Consider the following 17129-nt stretch of genomic DNA (forward strand, 5'->3'; position numbering starts at 1 on the left):
TGCCCTCTAGTTGGTCACCGCAGGTCTCGGAGGGCCTCTTCGAGTTGCTTCAGCACGACACCGGCCGGCGCCGTGGTACGCACCACCCCCACGACGATGTTCTCCTCCGCCTCGGCCGTGGTTTTCTCACCGCCCCACCGCTCGGACATCGCGGTGGTCACCTGCTGCACCGCCTGGTGCAGCATCAGCTTCGCTTCGAGCACTCCCCCGCTCTTCAGCCACTCCCGGAGGACGTGGTTGTGCGCGGCGACCACTGCCGCGGCCGCCACCGCGGCCCGCAGGTCGCCCCCCGGTTCCCGGGCATAACGACGGCGCAGGTAGCGCGCAAACACCCGCTGGTAGCGGTCGATGCTGGCGATCTCCTTGTCCCGCAAGGCGGGCACCTCGCGAGTGAGCTCGAACCGCTTGAGCGAGACCTCCGGTTCGGCCAGGTACATCTCCAGCACCACCTCGGCGGTCTGCCCGAGCACGGCCAGCGGGTCGGCCGCCGGATCGGCGGTGTCGAGCCGCTCGACCACCTCCGCCAGTCGCTCGTCGTGCCCGGGGAAAACAACGTCCTCCTTCGAGCGGAAATAGCGGAAGAAGGTGCGCCGGCCGACAGCGGCCGCCTCGGCGATTTGGTCCACAGTGGTCGCTTCGAAGCCCTGCGCGGCGAACAGCTCCATCGCGGCCAGCGCCAGGTCGCGGCGTACCCGGCGCCGGCCCTGCGGGGTTCGGCCGGAGCGAGGCTTGGGTGCAGATGTCGCTGACTCGGACTCGGACATGGCCGGAATATAGCACCGCCGACGATTGTTAATGGCACTCAGTGCCGTTACGATGGCGACCGCCAACAGGTGTCCGCTAGCGCGGACGGCGAAGAACCGACCCGGCCGCAACGCCGGGAATGAGGAGGCACCCGGTGGATCCGAACTTCGGCACCTACCAGCTGGCCGAGGAACACGAAGCGCTGCGCGAGGCGGTGCGCGCGCTGGCCGACAAGGAAATCGCGCCTTATGCGGCCGAGGTCGACGAGCAGGAGCGTTACCCGCGCGAGGCGCGCAACGCGCTTGTGAAGTCGGGATTCGCCGCCGTGCACGTGCCGGAGTGCTATGGCGGGCAGGGCGCAGACTCGGTCGCCACTTGCATCGTGATCGAAGAGGTCGCTCGGGTATGCGCCTCGTCGTCGTTGATCCCGGCGGTGAACAAGCTCGGCACCATGCCGATCCTGCTCTCCGCTTCCGAGGAGCTCAAAAAGCTGGTGCTGCCTTCGATCGCATCCGGCGAGGCCACTGCCTCCTACGCCTTGTCCGAGCGCGAGGCCGGCTCGGACGCCGCCTCGATGAAGACCCGCGCGCGTCTCGACGGTGATCATTGGGTGCTCAACGGCAGCAAGTGCTGGATCACCAACGGCGGCGAGTCCCAGTGGTACACCGTGATGGCGGTGACCGATCCGGACAAGGGCGCCAACGGCATCAGCGCGTTCGTGGTGCACGCCGACGACCCCGGATTCGTGGTAGGCCCGAAGGAGAAGAAGCTCGGCATCAAGGGCTCCCCGACCGTCGAGCTCTACTTCGAGGACTGCACCATCCCCGCAGACCGGATCATCGGCGAGCCCGGCACCGGGTTCAAGACGGCGCTGCGCACGCTGGACCACACCCGGCCCACCATCGGCGCGCAGGCGGTCGGTATCGCGCAGGGTGCGCTGGAGCAGGCACTTGCCTACGTCAAGGAACGCAAGCAGTTCGGCAAGGCGATCTCCGACTTCCAGGGCGTGCAGTTCATGCTCGCCGACATGGCGATGAAGGTCGAGGCCGCGCGGCACATGGTCTACGTCGCCGCGGCACGCGCCGAGCGCGGCGAACCGAACCTCGGATTCATCTCGGCCGCGGCGAAGTGCTTCGCATCCGATGTCGCGATGGAGGTCACCACCGACGCTGTCCAGTTGTTCGGCGGCGCAGGCTACACGCGGGACTTCCCGGTGGAGCGGATGATGCGGGACGCCAAGATCACCCAGATCTACGAAGGCACCAACCAGATCCAGCGGATGGTGATGGCCCGGTCCCTGCTCAAGGGCTGACCGGGCCATCACCGACAACTGTCCTGATCGACCTACCGGACAACGTGCACGAGTCGCCCACCGGCTGACGAGGAGTTCACGCTGGTCACCCGTCCTCGTTGTGGATCAAGCTGCCGGATAACGGGCTGTTACCCGGCACATGCCTGAGATTGCTCCTAGCCATAGGAGCGCTCGGCCCGTGACGGAAACGCTGGAGCCAGAGGCTCGGCGCTTGCGTGTGGTCGGTGCCGCTGGTGAGGCCGCGAAGGAGTGCGCGGCGGCAGGGGCCTGCGGGAGGGGCCCACCCGCAGGCCCCTGTCCTGGGGTTTGAGGCGGGGACCTGTTCCCTGGGGTTAGGGGGTGGCCAGGCCGAACCAGTACTCGAAGGTGTCCAGCAGCCCGTTGAGCGTCGTCAGGGGGTCGAGGGTGCCGGTGGTGATGGTGAGCTCGCCGTCGACCAGCAGCTGGTCGGGGGTGGCGTCGCCGACGGCGAGGCTGTTGAGGCCGGTGCGGGTGAGGGTGTAGGTGGCGTCGGCACTGGCCGGGGCGGGGCCAGGGGTGTAGACGAGGACGCCGTTGCGGAGCTGGACGGTGCACTGGTCGGGATCGTCGGGCAGGCCGCCGGTGATGGTGAAGCCGAGGGTGAGCCGCGAGGCGGCGGCGTCGGGGCCGTTGAGCCGGATGCCGAGGTAGTCGAAGAGCATGTCCAGCCGCATGGCGGCCAGGACGGGCGGGGTGATGATCTGCGGGGAGGCAAGCCCGGGCGGGGTGCCGTCGGCGGGCCGGGTGCGCAGTTCATGGGCGGCGGCGAGGTAGAAGTTGCGCCACGGGCCGCTCTCGGCCTGATAGCCGAGCTGTTCGAGGACGTCGGCCTGCAGGGTGCGGGCGGCGGTGTCGGTGGGGTCGGCGAACACCGCGTGGCTGAGCAGCTCGGCCGCCCACCGGTAGTCCTCGGCACTCGTGGCGCCCTCGTAGGTCTGCCGGGCCAGCTCCACGACCTTGGCGGCGCCGCCCATCGCCTCGACGTAGCGGGGCCCGGCCTGCTCGGGGGGCAGGGTGTGCAGATGGGCGGCGTTGCCGTCGTACCAGCCGAGATAGCGCTGGTAGACAGCCTTGATGTTGTGGTTGGTGGTGCCGTAGTAGCCGCGGTTGAACCACTGTCCCGCCAGGCTCTGCGGTAGTGCGCCGTCGAGGTCCTCGGCGATCTCGGTCATGGTTCGGCCGTGGTTGGCCAGTCGCAGCGACTGGTCGTGGAGATAGCGGTACAGGTCTGCCTGGCTGCTGAGGAAGGCAACGATCGCCTCCGGTGTCTCGGTGGTGTTCCACCGGGGCCAGAAGTGGCTGGCGAACAGCGTGTTCGAACGGTCGCCGTACCACTCGACGGCCTGGTTGAGATACTCCGACCAGGCCTTGGCGTCCCGGACCTCGGCGCCGCGCAGGCTGTAGAGGTTGTGCAGGGTTGGGGTGGCGTTCTCGGCCATGCACAGCGCCCGCACGTCGGGCAGGTAGAAGTTCATCTCCGCCGGAGCCTCGGTGCCCGGGGTGAGCTGGAACTCCAGATTCACCGGACCGAAGGAGACCACATGGCCGGACCTGGCGATGCGGGTGGTGATCGTGAACGTCGGGGCCAGCAGGCCCGACAGGCCGGCGGAATTGCTCTTGCCCAGCCCGGCGTCGACCTGCCCCTGGGCGGACCGCTCCAGCAGCGTCCCATACATGAACAGCGCCCTGCGCTGCATCGCGTTGCCGGCGTAGACGTTCTCGCTCACCGCGTGCTCCAGGAACCCCTCCGGAGCGATGATGTCCACCCCCTCCGGCAGCACGCCGCCGTCGAACAGACCCAGCACACCGCCGTAGTGGTCGAGGTGGGAGTGGGTAAACAGCACCGCGCGGATGGTGCGGTCCTGACCGCGGTGTTCACGGTAGAGGGCAAGGGCGGCCGCCGCGCACTCCTGGCTGATCAGGGGGTCCACCACCACGATCTCCCGGGAGACACCGGTGGGGTCCTCCAGGAAGCTGATGTTAGACAGATCCATCCCGCGCACCTGGTAGACGGCATCCTGGACAACCTCGAACAGGCCGGTGTTCATGTTCAGCAGCGCATTACGCCACAGACTGGGGTTGACGGTGTCGGGCGCCTCCCCGGCCAGGAACGCATACGGGCCAAGGCGCCACGCCGGGATGTCGCTGCCGACCCTGTCCACCGTGAAATCCGCCGGCAGAGCCGCGATCAGCCCCCGTTCTGCAAGGGCTGCCTCGGGGTCCTGATCCAATGGCGGGACGGGCACCCCGGCGTTGAGATCCTTCGTCAACGGCGTCGCTGGCTGGGGCGTGCTGTGCGCGGAACCGGTCAACGGTTTCTTCTCCTCTCTCGGAAAGGTCTCCCCGGCACGGACTGGGCACCCGTGCCGGTGCGGCCGTCACTCGCAGGCCGTGACGGACCGCGCCAATGATCATGACAGTCCGTGATCAACGCCACCAGGGCCCAGAAGGGTGGCCAGCAACGCCACCTAGTTACGGGCCGCCATGGTGGTGACACGAGCGACGGCAGGGGCGAGGACGCAGTTTCGATGCCGCGTGGGCGCTGGCGGTCCCGCAGCATCTTCTTCCACGCATCGCTGGCGAACGAGACGAAACCGTGCTGGCCGTTCTTCGGCCGTGGTCGGATTGCCGAACCCGCGCCGACGAAAGACAGCTACTCCGCGTCGACTTCGCGTCGTTGCTCCCGGGCCGCCAGGTAGTTGCCGGCTTCGGCGTACAAGCTGGTCAGCAGCCAGGCGCCGACGCCGATGTCGTCGCCGATGCCCAGCAGCGGCAGGAAATCGGGGATGAAGTCAATCGGCGAAACCAGGTACACCAGCGCGACCAACCAGAGCGCGAGCTGGTAGCGCGGTAGCACGGGATTCCGGCCGCGCGCCGTGGAGACGATCATCGACGGAACCGCGCGGGCCCGTCGCAGCGGACTGCCCACCGGCGCCGTCCGGTGGGCACGGACTGCTGCCCGCAGCGGGATCCGTCGTCGAGCCGCCGCAACGGTTCCCGCAACGAGCATGCCGACGCCAGCGGCGACAAGGCCGACCGGAAGCAGCCAGCCGCCCGCGGCATCGCCGCCGGTAACGATGGCCACGACCACCCCGGCCACCAGCAACAGCCCGCCGAGCACAATCATCGCCGCGTCTCCCCCTTTCCCACCTGTGCGATCAGCTTGCCATGAATCCAGCCGCAGTGGAGCGTCGCGCGGCGCAGGCGGGGATTTCGTGGCACCGTCGGCGCAGGCGGAGGCTGAGAACTGGGGAGCGACGTGGTCGATCGGGCTGAATCCCGCGTGCGCGATACTTCCGTGGCCCGTGCCAGCGCCGCGATGGCGGTGGCCACCGCGGTCAGCCGGGTCAGCGGTCTGCTGGCAAAGGTGTCGCTCGTGGCGGCGCTCGGCCTGGGCATGATCAACGACTCCTACACCGTCGCCAACACGCTGCCGACCGTGGTCAACGAACTACTTCTCGGCGGAGTGCTTACGAGCATCGCTGTACCGCTATTGGTCCGGGCGCAGCAGGACGGCGCACGTCAGGGCGAGGCGTACGCCCAGTGGATGATCACCATGGGTGGGGTGCTGCTGGTCGCGGCCACCACAACTGCGGTAGTCGCCGCCCCCCTGCTCACCGAGCTCTACCTCGGCCCCGACACCCGCGCCAACGCCACGCTGACCACCGCCTTCGCATACCTGCTGCTGCCCGGCATCATCTGTTACGGGATGTCCGCGCTGCTGCAAGCGATCCTCAACGTCCGCAGCGTGTTCGGCACCCCCGCCTGGGCGCCAGTGCTCAACAACGTTGTCGTCATCACCACAGTTGTGGTGTATGCAGTGGTGCCGGGCGAGATCTCCACCCACCCGGTACGCATGGGCGAGCCGAAACTGCTGGTCCTTGGCATCGGCACCGCGCTGGGAATCACCGTCCAGATGCTGATCATGGCCGTTTCGCTGCGACGCAGCGGGTTCCGCTTCCGCTGGCGGTGGGGCTGGGACCGCAGGCTCTCGGAATTCGGCGGCCTGGCCGGCTGGGTCGTGCTCTACACGCTGATCAGCCAGGCCGGCATGGTGGTGATCACCCGTGTCACCGGGCAAGGCACCACCGGCAGCGTCGCGACCTTCAACTACGCGTGGTTGCTGTCCCAGGTCCCGTACGGCGTGCTCGGTGTCTCGCTGCTGACCGCGCTGATGCCCCGCATCAGCCGCGCCGCGGCGGCCAAGGACACCTCCGGATTCGTCGCAGACGTATCGCTGGGCAGCCAGATGAGTGCGGTGCTGCTGATGCCGATCAGCGCACTGCTGGCGGTGGCCGGTGGTCCGATCGGCGTGGCGTTCTTCTCGTTGGGCGCCAGCGATGTTGCCGCGGCCGACCGGCTCGGCTGGGCGCTGGCCGCCGCTGCCCTGGGCGTCGTGCCCTTCGCGATCACGATGCTCCAGTTGCGTGCGTTCTACGCGTTGAAGGACGCGCGCACGCCCACCTGGATCAACGTGATCATGGTCGTGGTCCGCAGCGTGCTGTGCTACGTCGCGCTCGCGGCGCTGGATCCGCGCGACCTGGTCATCGGCGTGACCGGTGCGATGTCGGTCAGCTTCGTGGTCGGCGCGATCACCGGTCAGATCTGGTTGCACTTGCGAGTCGGACGCGTGCACACCCGCCGCACCCTCGTCGGCATTACGCGCACGCTCGCAGCCTCGCTGCTTGGCTGCGGCTGCAGCATCGCTGTCCTCGCCGGCCTGCGCAGCGCGTTCGAGCCGGCCGGACCACTCGCCAACGCGTGGTTCTCGCTCGGCGGGCACACGGTCGTGGTGCTGGCGGTCAGCTTCGGCGTGCTGGCGATCTTCCGCGCCCCAGAACTCAAGCCGGCACTGGACCGGCTGAGCCGGATCATCCGCCGCCGCTGAGGGTCACTTGCGGTTGCGAACGTGCACACGGGTCCGTTCCGCGCGCAGTGCACGCAGCTCAGGCGGGTCCGGGAGTGTTTCCAGCGGCTCGCCGACCACCCACTCCAGCAGCAGGTCGGCCAGCTTCGGGTTACGCGCGAGCACCGGGCCATGCATGTACGTACACACGACACGCCCGCTGACCGCGCCCTCGGCGTCGTCATAGCCGTTCCCGACGCCGCGCGTCACGCGGCCTAGCGGCTGAGAACCGGGCCCGACGCGGGTTCGACCGAGGTGGTTCTCGAACCCGGTGAGCATCCCGATGCCGCCCACGGTGGACTGCGTGGTCACCTCGCCGATCGCGCGCCCGTTGCCCGGCTCGGTGTCCGCCTCGACGAAGCCGAGGCCGGCGTGCCGGACGCCGTCGCCAGTGACGAAACTCGTCCCTAGCACCTGCAGCCCTCCGCAGATGCCCAACACCGGCGAGCCGCGGTCCACCGCGCGCCGCAGCCCCGGGCCACGGCGCAGGAACCGCACGGCTGCGACCTGCGCGACGTCCTCACCCCCGCCGATCAGGTACAGGTCGCAGTATTCCGGTACCGCTTCGGCGGAGGAGAGCACCGTGACCGTTTCGCTGTCGATGTTGCGCCACTTCAACCGCTGGGCGAGCACCAGGACATTGCCGCGGTCTCCGTAGGTGCCCAGCAGGTCGGGCAGCACCAAGGCGAGGCGAACCCGGTCACGCATCATCGCCGGCTCCTGGCGACGAGGTCGCGGAATGCCGTGTAGTTGGCTACCACGTCGGGCACGCCATCGCCCGATCCGATCAGCGCATCGTCCACACTGGACGCCACCGCGCAGGGCACATCGGCGTAGCGCAGCCGCACCGCCAGATCCAGCGCCCGGTCCCCCGCCACCCGCACCGGCCGGCCGCGCAGTACCTCGAAATCGACGTCCCACAACCAGGAGACGTCGTAGCCGTCGGCTTCCCTGCTGTTGACCACCAGCACCAGCGGGTGGTCATTGCCGCCGACCAGGTCGAGCATCTCCAGCCAGCTGGCCGGGTTCTTCGCCAGCAGCAGCCGGACCTGCCTGCGAGCCAAGCGAACCGTTTGATAGCGCCCAGCGGCCTGCGAGACCCGGCAGATCCGAGTCAGTGCGCTCTCCTTGTCACAGCCCAGTTGCAAGGCCGCAGCCAGCGCGAACGTCGCGTTGACCCGGTTGACGTGGCCCGGCAGCGACAGCGCCAACTCGTGGTGGGTGCCGTTAGCACTCGCCACCCCGGTCTCGGTGACCGTCCAGTCCGCGGCGGGACGCGCAAGCCCACAGGTGCAGCGCCAGTCCCGGTCGGTGTCACCGATGAACGTGCCGCAGTTAGGACAGTTCAGCGCGTCGTCCTTCCAACGCACGCCACCGGACACCCACGTGGCCGCCGGATGATCGGCCGCCGCGAACACGATGTTGGGGTCGTCGCGGTTCGCGATCACCTGCGCTCCGGGGGCCTGCGCCAAGGCACGCCGCAGGCTCGCGGCGACGGTGCGGATCTCGCCGACCCGGTCAAGCTGGTCCCGGCTGAGGTTGAGCAGCAGGATCACCGCCGGCTCGAACTGGGCTGTGACCTGCGCCAGGTGAAGTTCGTCGACCTCCAGGGCGGCGAATGGGGCGTCGGGCCGGGTCATCAGCGCCGCGACGTGGCCGTCGAGCATGTTCGCGCCGGTGCCGTTGCTGACCGCCGGCGCCTGGGAACGCAGCGCCTCGGCCACCATCTGCGTGGTCGTCGTTTTGCCGTTCGTGCCGGTGACCATCACGACACGCCGACCGATTGCCAGCTTGTGCAGCGCCCGCGGTTGTACGCTCAGCGCGAGTCGGCCGCCGATCATCCCGCCGCTGCCCATGCCGAGTCTTCTCGACATCGACGCCGCCAGTCGGCCCAGATCGACCGCGACCGCGGTGCGCAGGTCTTGGCGGTGCGCGCGACGCGTCGGAGGCAGCGTCGGACCAGGGACAACCTGCCATCTGTGGTCAGTCGACGAGTTCCCGGTCGGACAATCCGAGGCTGTTTCCTGGATGTCCCGCGTGGTGTCGGTCATGCATCCCTCCCCCTCGGTGCACGTCGGCGCGCATCGCGCCTAGGTCAGCTCGGTACAACGCATCACCACCAGTCGGCCCCACCTGGATGCGTCGCCCGTCGCTTCTTCGCCAGTGTGGCGCGGGATCGGCGAAACAGCGCGACGATCAACAGCAGGACACCGGCGACGATCGCCGCCGGGCCCACCCAACCTTGCGGTGTGGTCATGTCGACGAGTGCAAGGTGCTGGCCGGCGTACATCGCGGTGCCCTCCCTCCGGTGGCAACGAGCCTTTTCGTTCCCAGCACTGGGAACTCCGCCGGGCTCGATCACCGCCATGATCCAGGGCAACGCGAGAAGCTCCCGTACCAACATGCCGGGGATTCACCCCGCCGAGGGCCCCTTCACCCTTGGTGATCATCTGATGGCACGGAGCGCCGAGAGTGAGATATTCGCTCGGGGTGCCGGTTTGGCTTCGGAGCGTCGAATTCGTCATCGGCAGCACATGAGGCAGATTCGAGAAAGTCACCCAATATGGTTGGATAACTCAACCCATTCGGCGATCAAGACTGCGGTCATTAAGGCTCGGAAAGCGATCCCGATGGTCCCCGCGCCATCCGAAGGGAGCCCGCCGTGACCGAAGCCTTGGTGCTGATCCTGATGACCGGCCTTGCCCTCGGTGGCATCAGCTGGACCGCGTGGGACATTCGCTGCGACATGCGCCGCCGCAAGCTGAAATGAGCTTTGACCGGAAAGGCAAGAAACCCCGCCGGAGAGAGGCAGGCGGGGTCCCTTGCGTATCGCCCGGTCGCGCGGACCGAGCGAGTCACTTCACGGTCAGCTGCTGCCCCGGGAAGATCCGGTTGGCGTCGCCGACGACGCCCCGATTCTTCGCGAAGATCGACTGCCAGCTGGCGTCGAACCTCGAGCCGATCGTGCTCAGCGAATCACCAGCCTGCACGGTGTAGGTGCCCTCGACCTTCACGGTCTTCTTGACCTGGGCCTTGACCTGGGCCTTGACCTCGGTCTTGGGCTTCGGAGTGGCCTTCTTGGCGGTGGCGCCCGAAGAGACGGCCTGGTTCTGCAGACCGCCGCCGGCCGACAGACCGGCCTTCTTCGAGCACACCGGCCAAGCGCCCGGCCCCTGCGCCTGCAGCACCCGCTCGGCCACCGCGATCTGCTGCTCGCGGCTGGCCTGCGAAGCGTTCGAGGCGTAGGAGGTTCCGCCGTAGGCGGCCCAGGTGGACTGGTTGAACTGCAGACCGCCGTAGTAGCCGTTGCCGGTGCTGATCTGCCAGTTGCCGCCGCTCTCGCACTTCGCGACGGCGTCCCAACTGGACTGCGAGGCGGCGCTGGCCGGCAGGGCCAGGGCGAACGGAGCGGCGACCACCGCACCGGCGAGAGCCACCCGCGCGACGTTGCGGCCGTTAGAGGGTTTGCGGTGCTTGCCTCGGGAGCTAGCCATGTTCTTCGTCTCCAGCAACGCCTGCGCTGACGCTGCGCCGGCGATAACGCGACGTGCGGCCGAGCGGACTCGGCCCGACGCCGGTCTCGCCGTCGTCGTCAGGTCCCTGCCCCTATGCACGCGTCGGGGGTCGGGAAGTCCGCAGGGCAGAGTTCGGCGAAACGGACTTCCGGTCTTGCTCGTCGGCTTCGGGGGCGCCGACGAGGGGCCACGCTACGTAGCAGACAAGCGAAGACCAAACCATCCAAGAGTGACCATCATCATAGCAACACCAGCAAGATCGACGCGATTTCGATGTTTCCCCAGCTCATTCCTTGATCGCCGACGAGATCATTTCCCCAAATCCAATCACGCAATGTGAGACATGAGCCACCACTCACCTGAATGAGGGTTTACGGAGCGTTTTAGGGCATGCTCGATCGGTTTTTCTCGGCACTGCGAAGACTGCGGCAATTCGAAGGCCCGCGGCCCGCCTTTCATGCCCTCGGTTCGTCCTCGGACCGGCCGTGGCGCCAATAGCCCATAAATGTCACAGCGGCCCGGTCGAATCCCCGCTCGTCGATCAGGTGACGCCGGAGCGAGGCGACCGTCCCGGTCTCCCCCGCAAGCCACGCGTACCACTCGCCGGGCAGCGAAGCGGCGCGGATCGCGGAACCCAACGCATCGCCCGGACGACGATCGTGCCGTGGCAGCCAATGCAGTTCCAGCTGCGCAGCGCTGGCCAGGTATTGGGCGTCGGAAGCGTCCGGGATCTCGACATAGACCCTGGCCCGCACTCCTCCGGGCAGCGCCGCGAGGATGTTGCCGATCGCCGGAAGTGCGGTCTCGTCGCCGATGAGCAGCACGCGGTCGCGAACCGCATCCAGGCGGAACTCGACTCCGCAGCGCCCCTGGACTGCCGGGCATTCGGCGTTCGGTGCGTACACGAGCAACCGGTCCCCTGCCCTGGCGCGGCCGGCGAACTCCGAGGCCGGGCCCGTGTCCCCATGCAGCACGAAGTCGACGTCGAACTCTCCGTGCTCGGGACGGTGCGCGCGGACCGTGTAACTGCGCAGCTTCGGCCGGACCTCCAACGGCAGCGACCGCAGCGCCTGATACGGCCGCGCCCCGTCAGGCACCACCGGTTCCCGCTGCCCGGGCAGCGGGAAAATCAGCTTGACCCGCTGGTCGAGCCCGCCACTGGCCATCGCCGACAACTCTGGACCGGTGAAGGTGATCCGGACCAGGTGCCAACTCAACCGCCGCACGCCGGCCACCTCGATCCGGAACAGCCGGAACGGCGAGGCTTCGGCGACCAGCTCGGGCCGTGGCGGGCTCAAGATCGTCATGCGGGGGCTCCGGATCAACACTCGTCAGCGCGGCGATCAAACAGGCAATACCTTAACGAAGGCTAACCTAATCGTCTTGGTCAACTTTCCGCAGCCCCGCGTGGCGCGCACCACTCGATAGAGATCATTTTCGATCTGAACTGAACAGATAGGCATCTTTGACATTCCCTCTGCCCCGCGAGCAGGCCAGCATGAGATGCACATGCAGCCACCGCTGACAGTCGCTAACGAGTGTTTTCCCCGCGGCGTCACCGGTCGCGGGCTATTTCACCGCTTGCGTCCGAGGAAACAACCGGCGATCAGTGCCGCCGCGGTCACCGCCGCGCCCGCGGCGTGCCGCCACATCGACGGCAGATCGCGCGTCGTCACCACCGGGTCCGGTGGCAGCCCGTAAACCTCGGGTTCGTCCAGCAACAGGAAGAACGCGCCGTCGCCACCGACCCCGTCGGCCGGATCGTGACCGTACAACCGGGCCTCGGTGACGCCCTGTTCGTGCAACTCCGCAACGCGTTGTTCGGCCCGTTGGCGGAGTTCGTCGAGCGGGCCGTACTGGATCGACTCCGTCGGGCACGCCGTCGCGCAGGCAGGCATCAGCCCGGCGCCAAGGCGGTCCTGGCACAGCGTGCACTTCGCCGCGCCGCCGGTGTCCGGCCGCACGTCGATCACCCCGTACGGGCAGGCGGGCACGCAATACCCGCAGCCGTTGCACACATCGTCCTGCACCAGGACCGTGCCGTACTCGGTGCGGATCAGTGCCCCCGTCGGGCACACGTCGAGGCACGCCGCATGCGTGCAGTGCTTGCAGACGTCCGAAGACATCAACCAGCGCACCTGGTCCTCGCCCATGCCCGGCATACCGAGGTCCACAGTGGAGCCGCGCTGCTCGATGAACGCCACATGTCGCCAGGTCGTCGCGCCGAGCGCTCCGGTGTTGTCGTAGGACATCCCGGTGAGATCAAGACCGTCCTCGGGCAGCAGGTTCCACTCCTTGCAGGCGACCTCGCACGCCTTGCAGCCGATGCAAACGCTGGTGTCGGTGAAAAACCCGGCACGTTCGGGATGCTCTGGCGGGTACCCTGCCTCCCCCGCCGGGTCGGCCAGCGGGCCGCTCAACCGGTTCAGGTCCACGACCTCACTCTCCTTCCCGACGCGGATCGTCGGCATGTTCCGTGCCGGTACGTTCGGTGATCCCGGCGCGCCTGCGGTACTCCTCGACATAGCGGACCAACGCCGCACCGCGCGGACGGCGGCCGGGCCGGATGTCGCAGGCGCCCGCCTTGGTATCCATGATGTGCACGTTCGGATCCAGCGCCACGTTGATCAGTTCGTTGGCCGCGTCCCCGGCGGTCAGGCCGTTGGGGCCCCAGTGCCACGGGATGCCGATCTGGTGGATCGTGCGCTCGCCGTGGCGAAGCGACCGCATTCGGGAGGTCACCAGGACCCGGCCTTCGATGGCGCTGCGGGCGGTGACCACGGTCGCCCACTCCAGGTGCCGAAGCCCGCGTTCGGCGGCAAGTTCCGGCGAGACCTCCAGGAACATCGCCGGGGCGAGCTCGGACAGGTGCGCCAGCCACCGGCTCATCCCGCCCGCGGTGTGGTGTTCGGTGAGCCGGAAGGTGGTGAACACGTACGGGAAGACCTCGCTGCCCGGCTCGGCACCGCTGGGCTGGTACCGGTTCTCCGGCCGCGAGTACACCTGCCGCGCCGGATTCCGCTGCTGTGCGGCGTGGATCCGGTTCTCCAGCGGAGATTCCTGCGGCTCGTAGTGCGTCGGCATCGGTCCGTCGACCAGACCCGCCGGAACGTAGAGCCAGCCCCGTCCGTCGCTTTGCATGATGAACGGTTCGGTGCCCGCGATGCCCTCCGGGCCCGTGGCGTCGGGGTCGGGCACGTAGTCCGGGCGCTTGGCCTTGTCGAAATCCGGGATGTCGTGGCCGGTCCACTCCCCCAGATCCCGGTCCCACCACACGTATGCCTTGCGGTCGCTCCACGGCCGACCGTCCGTGTCGGCCGATGCGCGGTTGTAGAGCAACCGGCGATTGGCGGGCCAGGCCCAGCCCCACTCCGGCGCGACCCACGATTGCTCCCGGCCTGGGCGCCGCCGGGCCGACTGGTTGATGCCGTCGGCGAAAACGCCGCAGTAGATCCAGCATCCGCAACGGGTCGAACCGTCCGATCGCAACTGTGTGTAGGACGACAGCGGGTTCCCGGCGCTGTCGAAGCCGTTGATCTCCTGGAGCACGGCCGCCGCGCTCGGTTCATCGATGTCGCCCTCCGTCGGGTAATCCCAGGTCAGATCGAGCAACGCGCGGTCTCGCTCGCCGTCCGGCTTTAGCTTCTCCCGCAGCCGCCGCCCCAGGTGGTAGAAGAACCACAGATCGCTGCGCTGGTCCCCCTGCGGTTCGACGGCTTTGTGGTGCCACTGCAGCAGGCGTTGGGTGTTGGTGAAGGTGCCGTCCTTTTCCGTGTGCGCGGCGGCGGGCAGGAAGAACACCTCCGTGCCGATGTCCTCGGTGCGCATCTCCCCGGTCTCGATCTCGGGACCGTCCCGCCAGAAGGTGGCCGTCTCGATCAGGTTGAGATCCCGCACCACCAGCCAGTCCAGGTTCGCCAGGCCCATCCGTTGCTGGCGGGCATTCGCGGTGCCCACGGCCGGGTTCTCGCCGACGACGAAGTAGCCCTTCACCCGCCCCTCGATCTGGTCGATCACGGTCTGGAAGGTGCCGTGGTCGCCCGTCAGCCGCGGCAACCGGTCGAAGCAGAAGTCGTTGTCGGCCGTGGCGTGCTCGCCCCACCACGCCTTGAGCAGGCTCACCAGGTAGGAACGCATGTTTCCCCAGTAGCCACGGGACAATTCGTCCTGCGAGACGAACGAGTCCAGGTCGAAGTCGACATGCGCGTGCGGCATTGGGATGTAGCCCGGCAGCAGGTTGAACAGGGTCGGGATGTCGGTCGAGCCCTGGATGCTGGCGTGCCCGCGCAGCGCCAGGATTCCGCCGCCCGGCCGGCCGATGTTGCCCAGCAGCAGCTGCAGGATCGACGCGGCGCGGATGTACTGCACGCCCACGGTGTGGTGCGTCCAGCCGACTGCGTAGGCGATGGCCGTGGTGCGCTCCCGGCCCGAGTTGGCCACCAGCTGCTCGGCCACCCACCGGAATTCCTCGCGCGGCACCCCGCAGACCTGCTCCACCATCTCCGGCGTGTAGCGGGCGTAATGCCGCTTGAGCAGCTGGAACACGCAGCGCGGATGTTGCAGCGTCGGGTCGGTTTCAGGCACCCCGTGATAAACGGGCCCGCCCGCCCCGGCGCGTTCGGGGCGACTGGTCTCGCGTTCGCGTCCGTGCAGTTTCGTCGGTGGCGCCGTCTCCAGTCCGTGGCCGCCGACCGACGGGACCGCGGTGCTGCCCTCGTACTGCCAGGTCGTCGTGTCGTAGCTGCCGACCTCGGCATCGAAGCCGGAGAAGACGCCGTCGAGGTCCTCGGTGTCGCGGAAGTCCTCGCCGACGATCATCGAGGCGTTGGTATAGGCCACGACGTAGTCGCGGAAGTAGGCGTCATTGGTCAGCACGTGGTTGATCAGCGCGCCAAGGAACGCGATGTCGCTGCCCGCGCGCAGGGCGACGTGCCGGTGCGCCAGCGCCGAGGTGCGGGTGAACCGCGGGTCGACGTGGATGATCGTGGCGCCGCGCCGCTTGGCTTCCATCACCCACTGGAAACCGACCGGGTGCGCCTCGGCCATGTTGGACCCCTGGATGAGGATGCAGTCGGCATTGGCGAGGTCCTGCTGGAACGTGGTGGCGCCGCCGCGACCGAACGAGGTGCCCAGACCGGGCACCGTGGAGGAGTGTCAAATGCGGGCCTGGTTCTCCACCTGGATCGCACCGAGGGCGGTGTAGAGCTTCTTCATGAGGTAGTTCTCCTCGTTGTCGAGGGTCGCTCCTCCGAGGCTCGCGATGCCCATCGTTCGCCGCAGCGGTCGGCCGTCGGCGTCGGTGTCCTGCCAGGTGGCGGCCCGGGTGGCCAGCACCCGGTCGGCGATCATGTCCACCGCGGTGCCGAGGTCCAGGTCCTCCCATTCGGTGCCGTGCGGACGGCGATACCGAACCTTGGTCTGCCGCAGCGGTGAACTCACCAGTTCGCGGCTGGCCGAGCCCTTCGGGCACAGCCGGCCCCGGCTGATCGGCGAATCGGGATCGCCCTCGATCTGGGTGACCTTCCCGTTCTGGACGAAGACCCGCTGACCGCAGCCCACCGCGCAGTACGGGCACACCGACGCAACCACGGCGTCGGCGTCCTCGGTGCGCGACCGCCGAGCATCGGTGCGCCGGGAGCGGGCCGCCGGGCCCCTGCCCAGCGGATCCGTCCCGGTCAGCTGGCGCACCACCGGCCAACGCAGCCACTCGACCATCGGATCTCCCGAGCGAACGAGAACCGTCTTGGCTGGCGCGCATCTGGGAACTCCCCGCCTGCGCGACCAACCACCTGGCTACAGGAGAAACCCGTCGGCGTGGCGCTGCAAGCCCAGGCTCGCCGCGCGGGCATCCGAACCCCAGGCGATCAGTGCGGCGGCCATGACGCGTGAGCGCGCTTGACCGGGCCTTGAGCCGGGACGAATCTGGCAGGTATGACGGCCGCTGCGGCGCACAACCCCGCTTCCCAGCCCCAAGACCGGCGCCATCGCCGGACCCTGCGCACCCGTGCGGCCATCGAGGCAGCGGCCCTGGAACTCTTCACGGAGCGGGGCTTCGCCAACACCACCGTGGACCAGATCGCCGAAGCCGCCGACATCGCCCCGCGCACGTTCTTCCGCCACTTCCCCAGCAAGGACGCCGTGCTGTTCGGCGACCCGTCACGGGAAACCGAGCGGATGCGCGAAGTACTGGCCACCCGCCCCGCCGACGAGCACCCGATGTGCTCGCTGGCGGTGGCGCTGCTCGACTTGGCCGAACGCATCGAACTGGACCGCGCCCGGCACCTGATGCGCGCGGAGCTGCTCGACAGCCTGGCGAACACCGGCGAGTACGAACTGCACCTCATCAAACACCGGTGGGTCCAGGACATGACGATTCTCGTCGCCGAACGGGCGGGCACCGCAGCCGACGATCCGCGGACGATCGCCTGGTCGATCGCTCTGCTGAGCTGCTTCGGTTCGGCCATGCACGCCTGGCTGGTCCGTGCGGACGACCGGCCGCTGCGCGAGATCCTGGCCGCGGTGTTCAGTGAGACCGCGGACGGCCTGACGCAGGCCGCCGACGTGGTCGGTTCGGCGATCCGCAACGGCGGATGAGTCGTTCAGGGATCGTGTGGCCTCATGCACCCTCACG

At 68.3% G+C, this 17129-nt stretch carries 13 protein-coding genes; 3 read left to right on the forward strand and 10 right to left on the reverse strand.

Annotation, left to right across the window (positions count from 1 at the left end; translation table 11 throughout):
• Positions 1–14: 14 nt before the first annotated feature.
• Positions 15–764 carry a TetR family transcriptional regulator gene (locus BJ970_RS28800; protein ID WP_184730055.1) on the reverse strand — a complete coding sequence of 250 codons (750 nt, stop codon included), beginning with the start codon at positions 762–764 and terminating at the stop codon, positions 15–17.
• Positions 765–883: 119 nt separating this feature from the next.
• Here BJ970_RS28800 and BJ970_RS28805 point away from each other — a divergent pair, with 119 nt between their 5' ends.
• Positions 884–2056, forward strand: a complete 1173-nt coding sequence (locus BJ970_RS28805) for an acyl-CoA dehydrogenase (RefSeq protein WP_184730057.1) — start codon at positions 884–886, stop codon at positions 2054–2056.
• A 332-nt stretch (positions 2057–2388) separates the two neighbouring features.
• Here BJ970_RS28805 and BJ970_RS28810 read toward each other — a convergent pair whose 3' ends face one another.
• Together BJ970_RS28810 and BJ970_RS28815 are read right to left on the reverse strand one after the other, a co-directional pair.
• Complete coding sequence (locus tag BJ970_RS28810; protein ID WP_221468307.1) at positions 2389–4389, reverse strand: alkyl/aryl-sulfatase; 2001 nt, start codon at positions 4387–4389, stop codon at positions 2389–2391.
• A 341-nt stretch (positions 4390–4730) separates the two neighbouring features.
• Positions 4731–5204: a YkvA family protein gene (locus tag BJ970_RS28815; protein ID WP_184730059.1), complete on the reverse strand. Its 474-nt coding sequence runs from the start codon at positions 5202–5204 to the stop codon at positions 4731–4733.
• Positions 5205–5336: 132 nt separating this feature from the next.
• On the opposite strand from BJ970_RS28815, the gene murJ reads away from it, so the two are divergent.
• Positions 5337–6965: a murein biosynthesis integral membrane protein MurJ gene (gene murJ / locus BJ970_RS28820; protein ID WP_184730061.1), complete on the forward strand. Its 1629-nt coding sequence runs from the start codon at positions 5337–5339 to the stop codon at positions 6963–6965.
• A 3-nt stretch (positions 6966–6968) separates the two neighbouring features.
• Here the strand turns inward: murJ and BJ970_RS28825 are convergent, their stop codons facing one another.
• The 7 genes from BJ970_RS28825 to fdh all read right to left on the reverse strand — a co-directional run bounded on the left by BJ970_RS28825 (position 6969) and on the right by fdh (position 16213).
• Complete coding sequence (locus BJ970_RS28825; RefSeq protein ID WP_376775144.1) at positions 6969–7694, reverse strand: type 1 glutamine amidotransferase; 726 nt, start codon at positions 7692–7694, stop codon at positions 6969–6971.
• The gene (locus tag BJ970_RS28830; RefSeq protein WP_184730063.1) at positions 7691–9034 is read right to left on the reverse strand and encodes a Mur ligase family protein; all 1344 of its coding nucleotides are present in this window, start codon (positions 9032–9034) and stop codon (positions 7691–7693) included. The genes BJ970_RS28825 and BJ970_RS28830 overlap by 4 nt, the downstream gene beginning before the upstream one ends.
• Positions 9035–9096: 62 nt before the next feature.
• Positions 9097–9387: a hypothetical protein gene (locus BJ970_RS28835; RefSeq protein WP_184730065.1), complete on the reverse strand. Its 291-nt coding sequence runs from the start codon at positions 9385–9387 to the stop codon at positions 9097–9099.
• 451 nt (positions 9388–9838) lie between these two features.
• Positions 9839–10477: a LysM peptidoglycan-binding domain-containing protein gene (locus tag BJ970_RS28840; protein ID WP_184730068.1), complete on the reverse strand. Its 639-nt coding sequence runs from the start codon at positions 10475–10477 to the stop codon at positions 9839–9841.
• A 476-nt stretch (positions 10478–10953) separates the two neighbouring features.
• A complete protein-coding gene (locus tag BJ970_RS28845) occupies positions 10954–11805 on the reverse strand; it encodes a siderophore-interacting protein (protein ID WP_184730070.1) in 852 nt (283 codons plus the stop codon).
• 267 nt (positions 11806–12072) lie between these two features.
• A complete protein-coding gene (locus BJ970_RS28850; protein WP_312864521.1) occupies positions 12073–12933 on the reverse strand; it encodes a 4Fe-4S dicluster domain-containing protein in 861 nt (286 codons plus the stop codon).
• A 4-nt stretch (positions 12934–12937) separates the two neighbouring features.
• Positions 12938–16213, reverse strand: coding sequence for a formate dehydrogenase (gene fdh / locus BJ970_RS28855; protein WP_184730074.1), 3276 nt, complete (start codon positions 16211–16213; stop codon positions 12938–12940).
• Between the two features lie 216 nt (positions 16214–16429).
• Here fdh and BJ970_RS28860 point away from each other — a divergent pair, with 216 nt between their 5' ends.
• Positions 16430–17092: a TetR family transcriptional regulator gene (locus BJ970_RS28860; protein ID WP_184730076.1), complete on the forward strand. Its 663-nt coding sequence runs from the start codon at positions 16430–16432 to the stop codon at positions 17090–17092.
• The last annotated feature ends 37 nt before the right edge of the window (positions 17093–17129 follow it).

Source organism: Saccharopolyspora phatthalungensis, assembly GCF_014203395.1.
Taxonomy (GTDB): Bacteria; Actinomycetota; Actinomycetes; order Mycobacteriales; family Pseudonocardiaceae; genus Saccharopolyspora; species Saccharopolyspora phatthalungensis.

What these genes read in the sequence shown, in the direction of transcription:
- BJ970_RS28800 (WP_184730055.1), bottom strand. Translation starts at nt 764, where the DNA reads ATGTCCGAGTCCGAGTCAGCGACATCTGCACCCAAGCCTCGCTCCGGC.
- BJ970_RS28805 (WP_184730057.1), top strand. Translation starts at nt 884, where the DNA reads ATGAGGAGGCACCCGGTGGATCCGAACTTCGGCACCTACCAGCTGGCC.
- BJ970_RS28815 (WP_184730059.1), bottom strand. Translation starts at nt 5,204, where the DNA reads ATGATTGTGCTCGGCGGGCTGTTGCTGGTGGCCGGGGTGGTCGTGGCC.
- BJ970_RS28825 (WP_376775144.1), bottom strand. Translation starts at nt 7,694, where the DNA reads ATGATGCGTGACCGGGTTCGCCTCGCCTTGGTGCTGCCCGACCTGCTG.
- BJ970_RS28830 (WP_184730063.1), bottom strand. Translation starts at nt 9,034, where the DNA reads ATGACCGACACCACGCGGGACATCCAGGAAACAGCCTCGGATTGTCCG.
- BJ970_RS28835 (WP_184730065.1), bottom strand. Translation starts at nt 9,387, where the DNA reads ATGTTGGTACGGGAGCTTCTCGCGTTGCCCTGGATCATGGCGGTGATC.
- BJ970_RS28840 (WP_184730068.1), bottom strand. Translation starts at nt 10,477, where the DNA reads ATGGCTAGCTCCCGAGGCAAGCACCGCAAACCCTCTAACGGCCGCAAC.
- BJ970_RS28845 (WP_184730070.1), bottom strand. Translation starts at nt 11,805, where the DNA reads ATGACGATCTTGAGCCCGCCACGGCCCGAGCTGGTCGCCGAAGCCTCG.
- BJ970_RS28860 (WP_184730076.1), top strand. Translation starts at nt 16,430, where the DNA reads ATGACGGCCGCTGCGGCGCACAACCCCGCTTCCCAGCCCCAAGACCGG.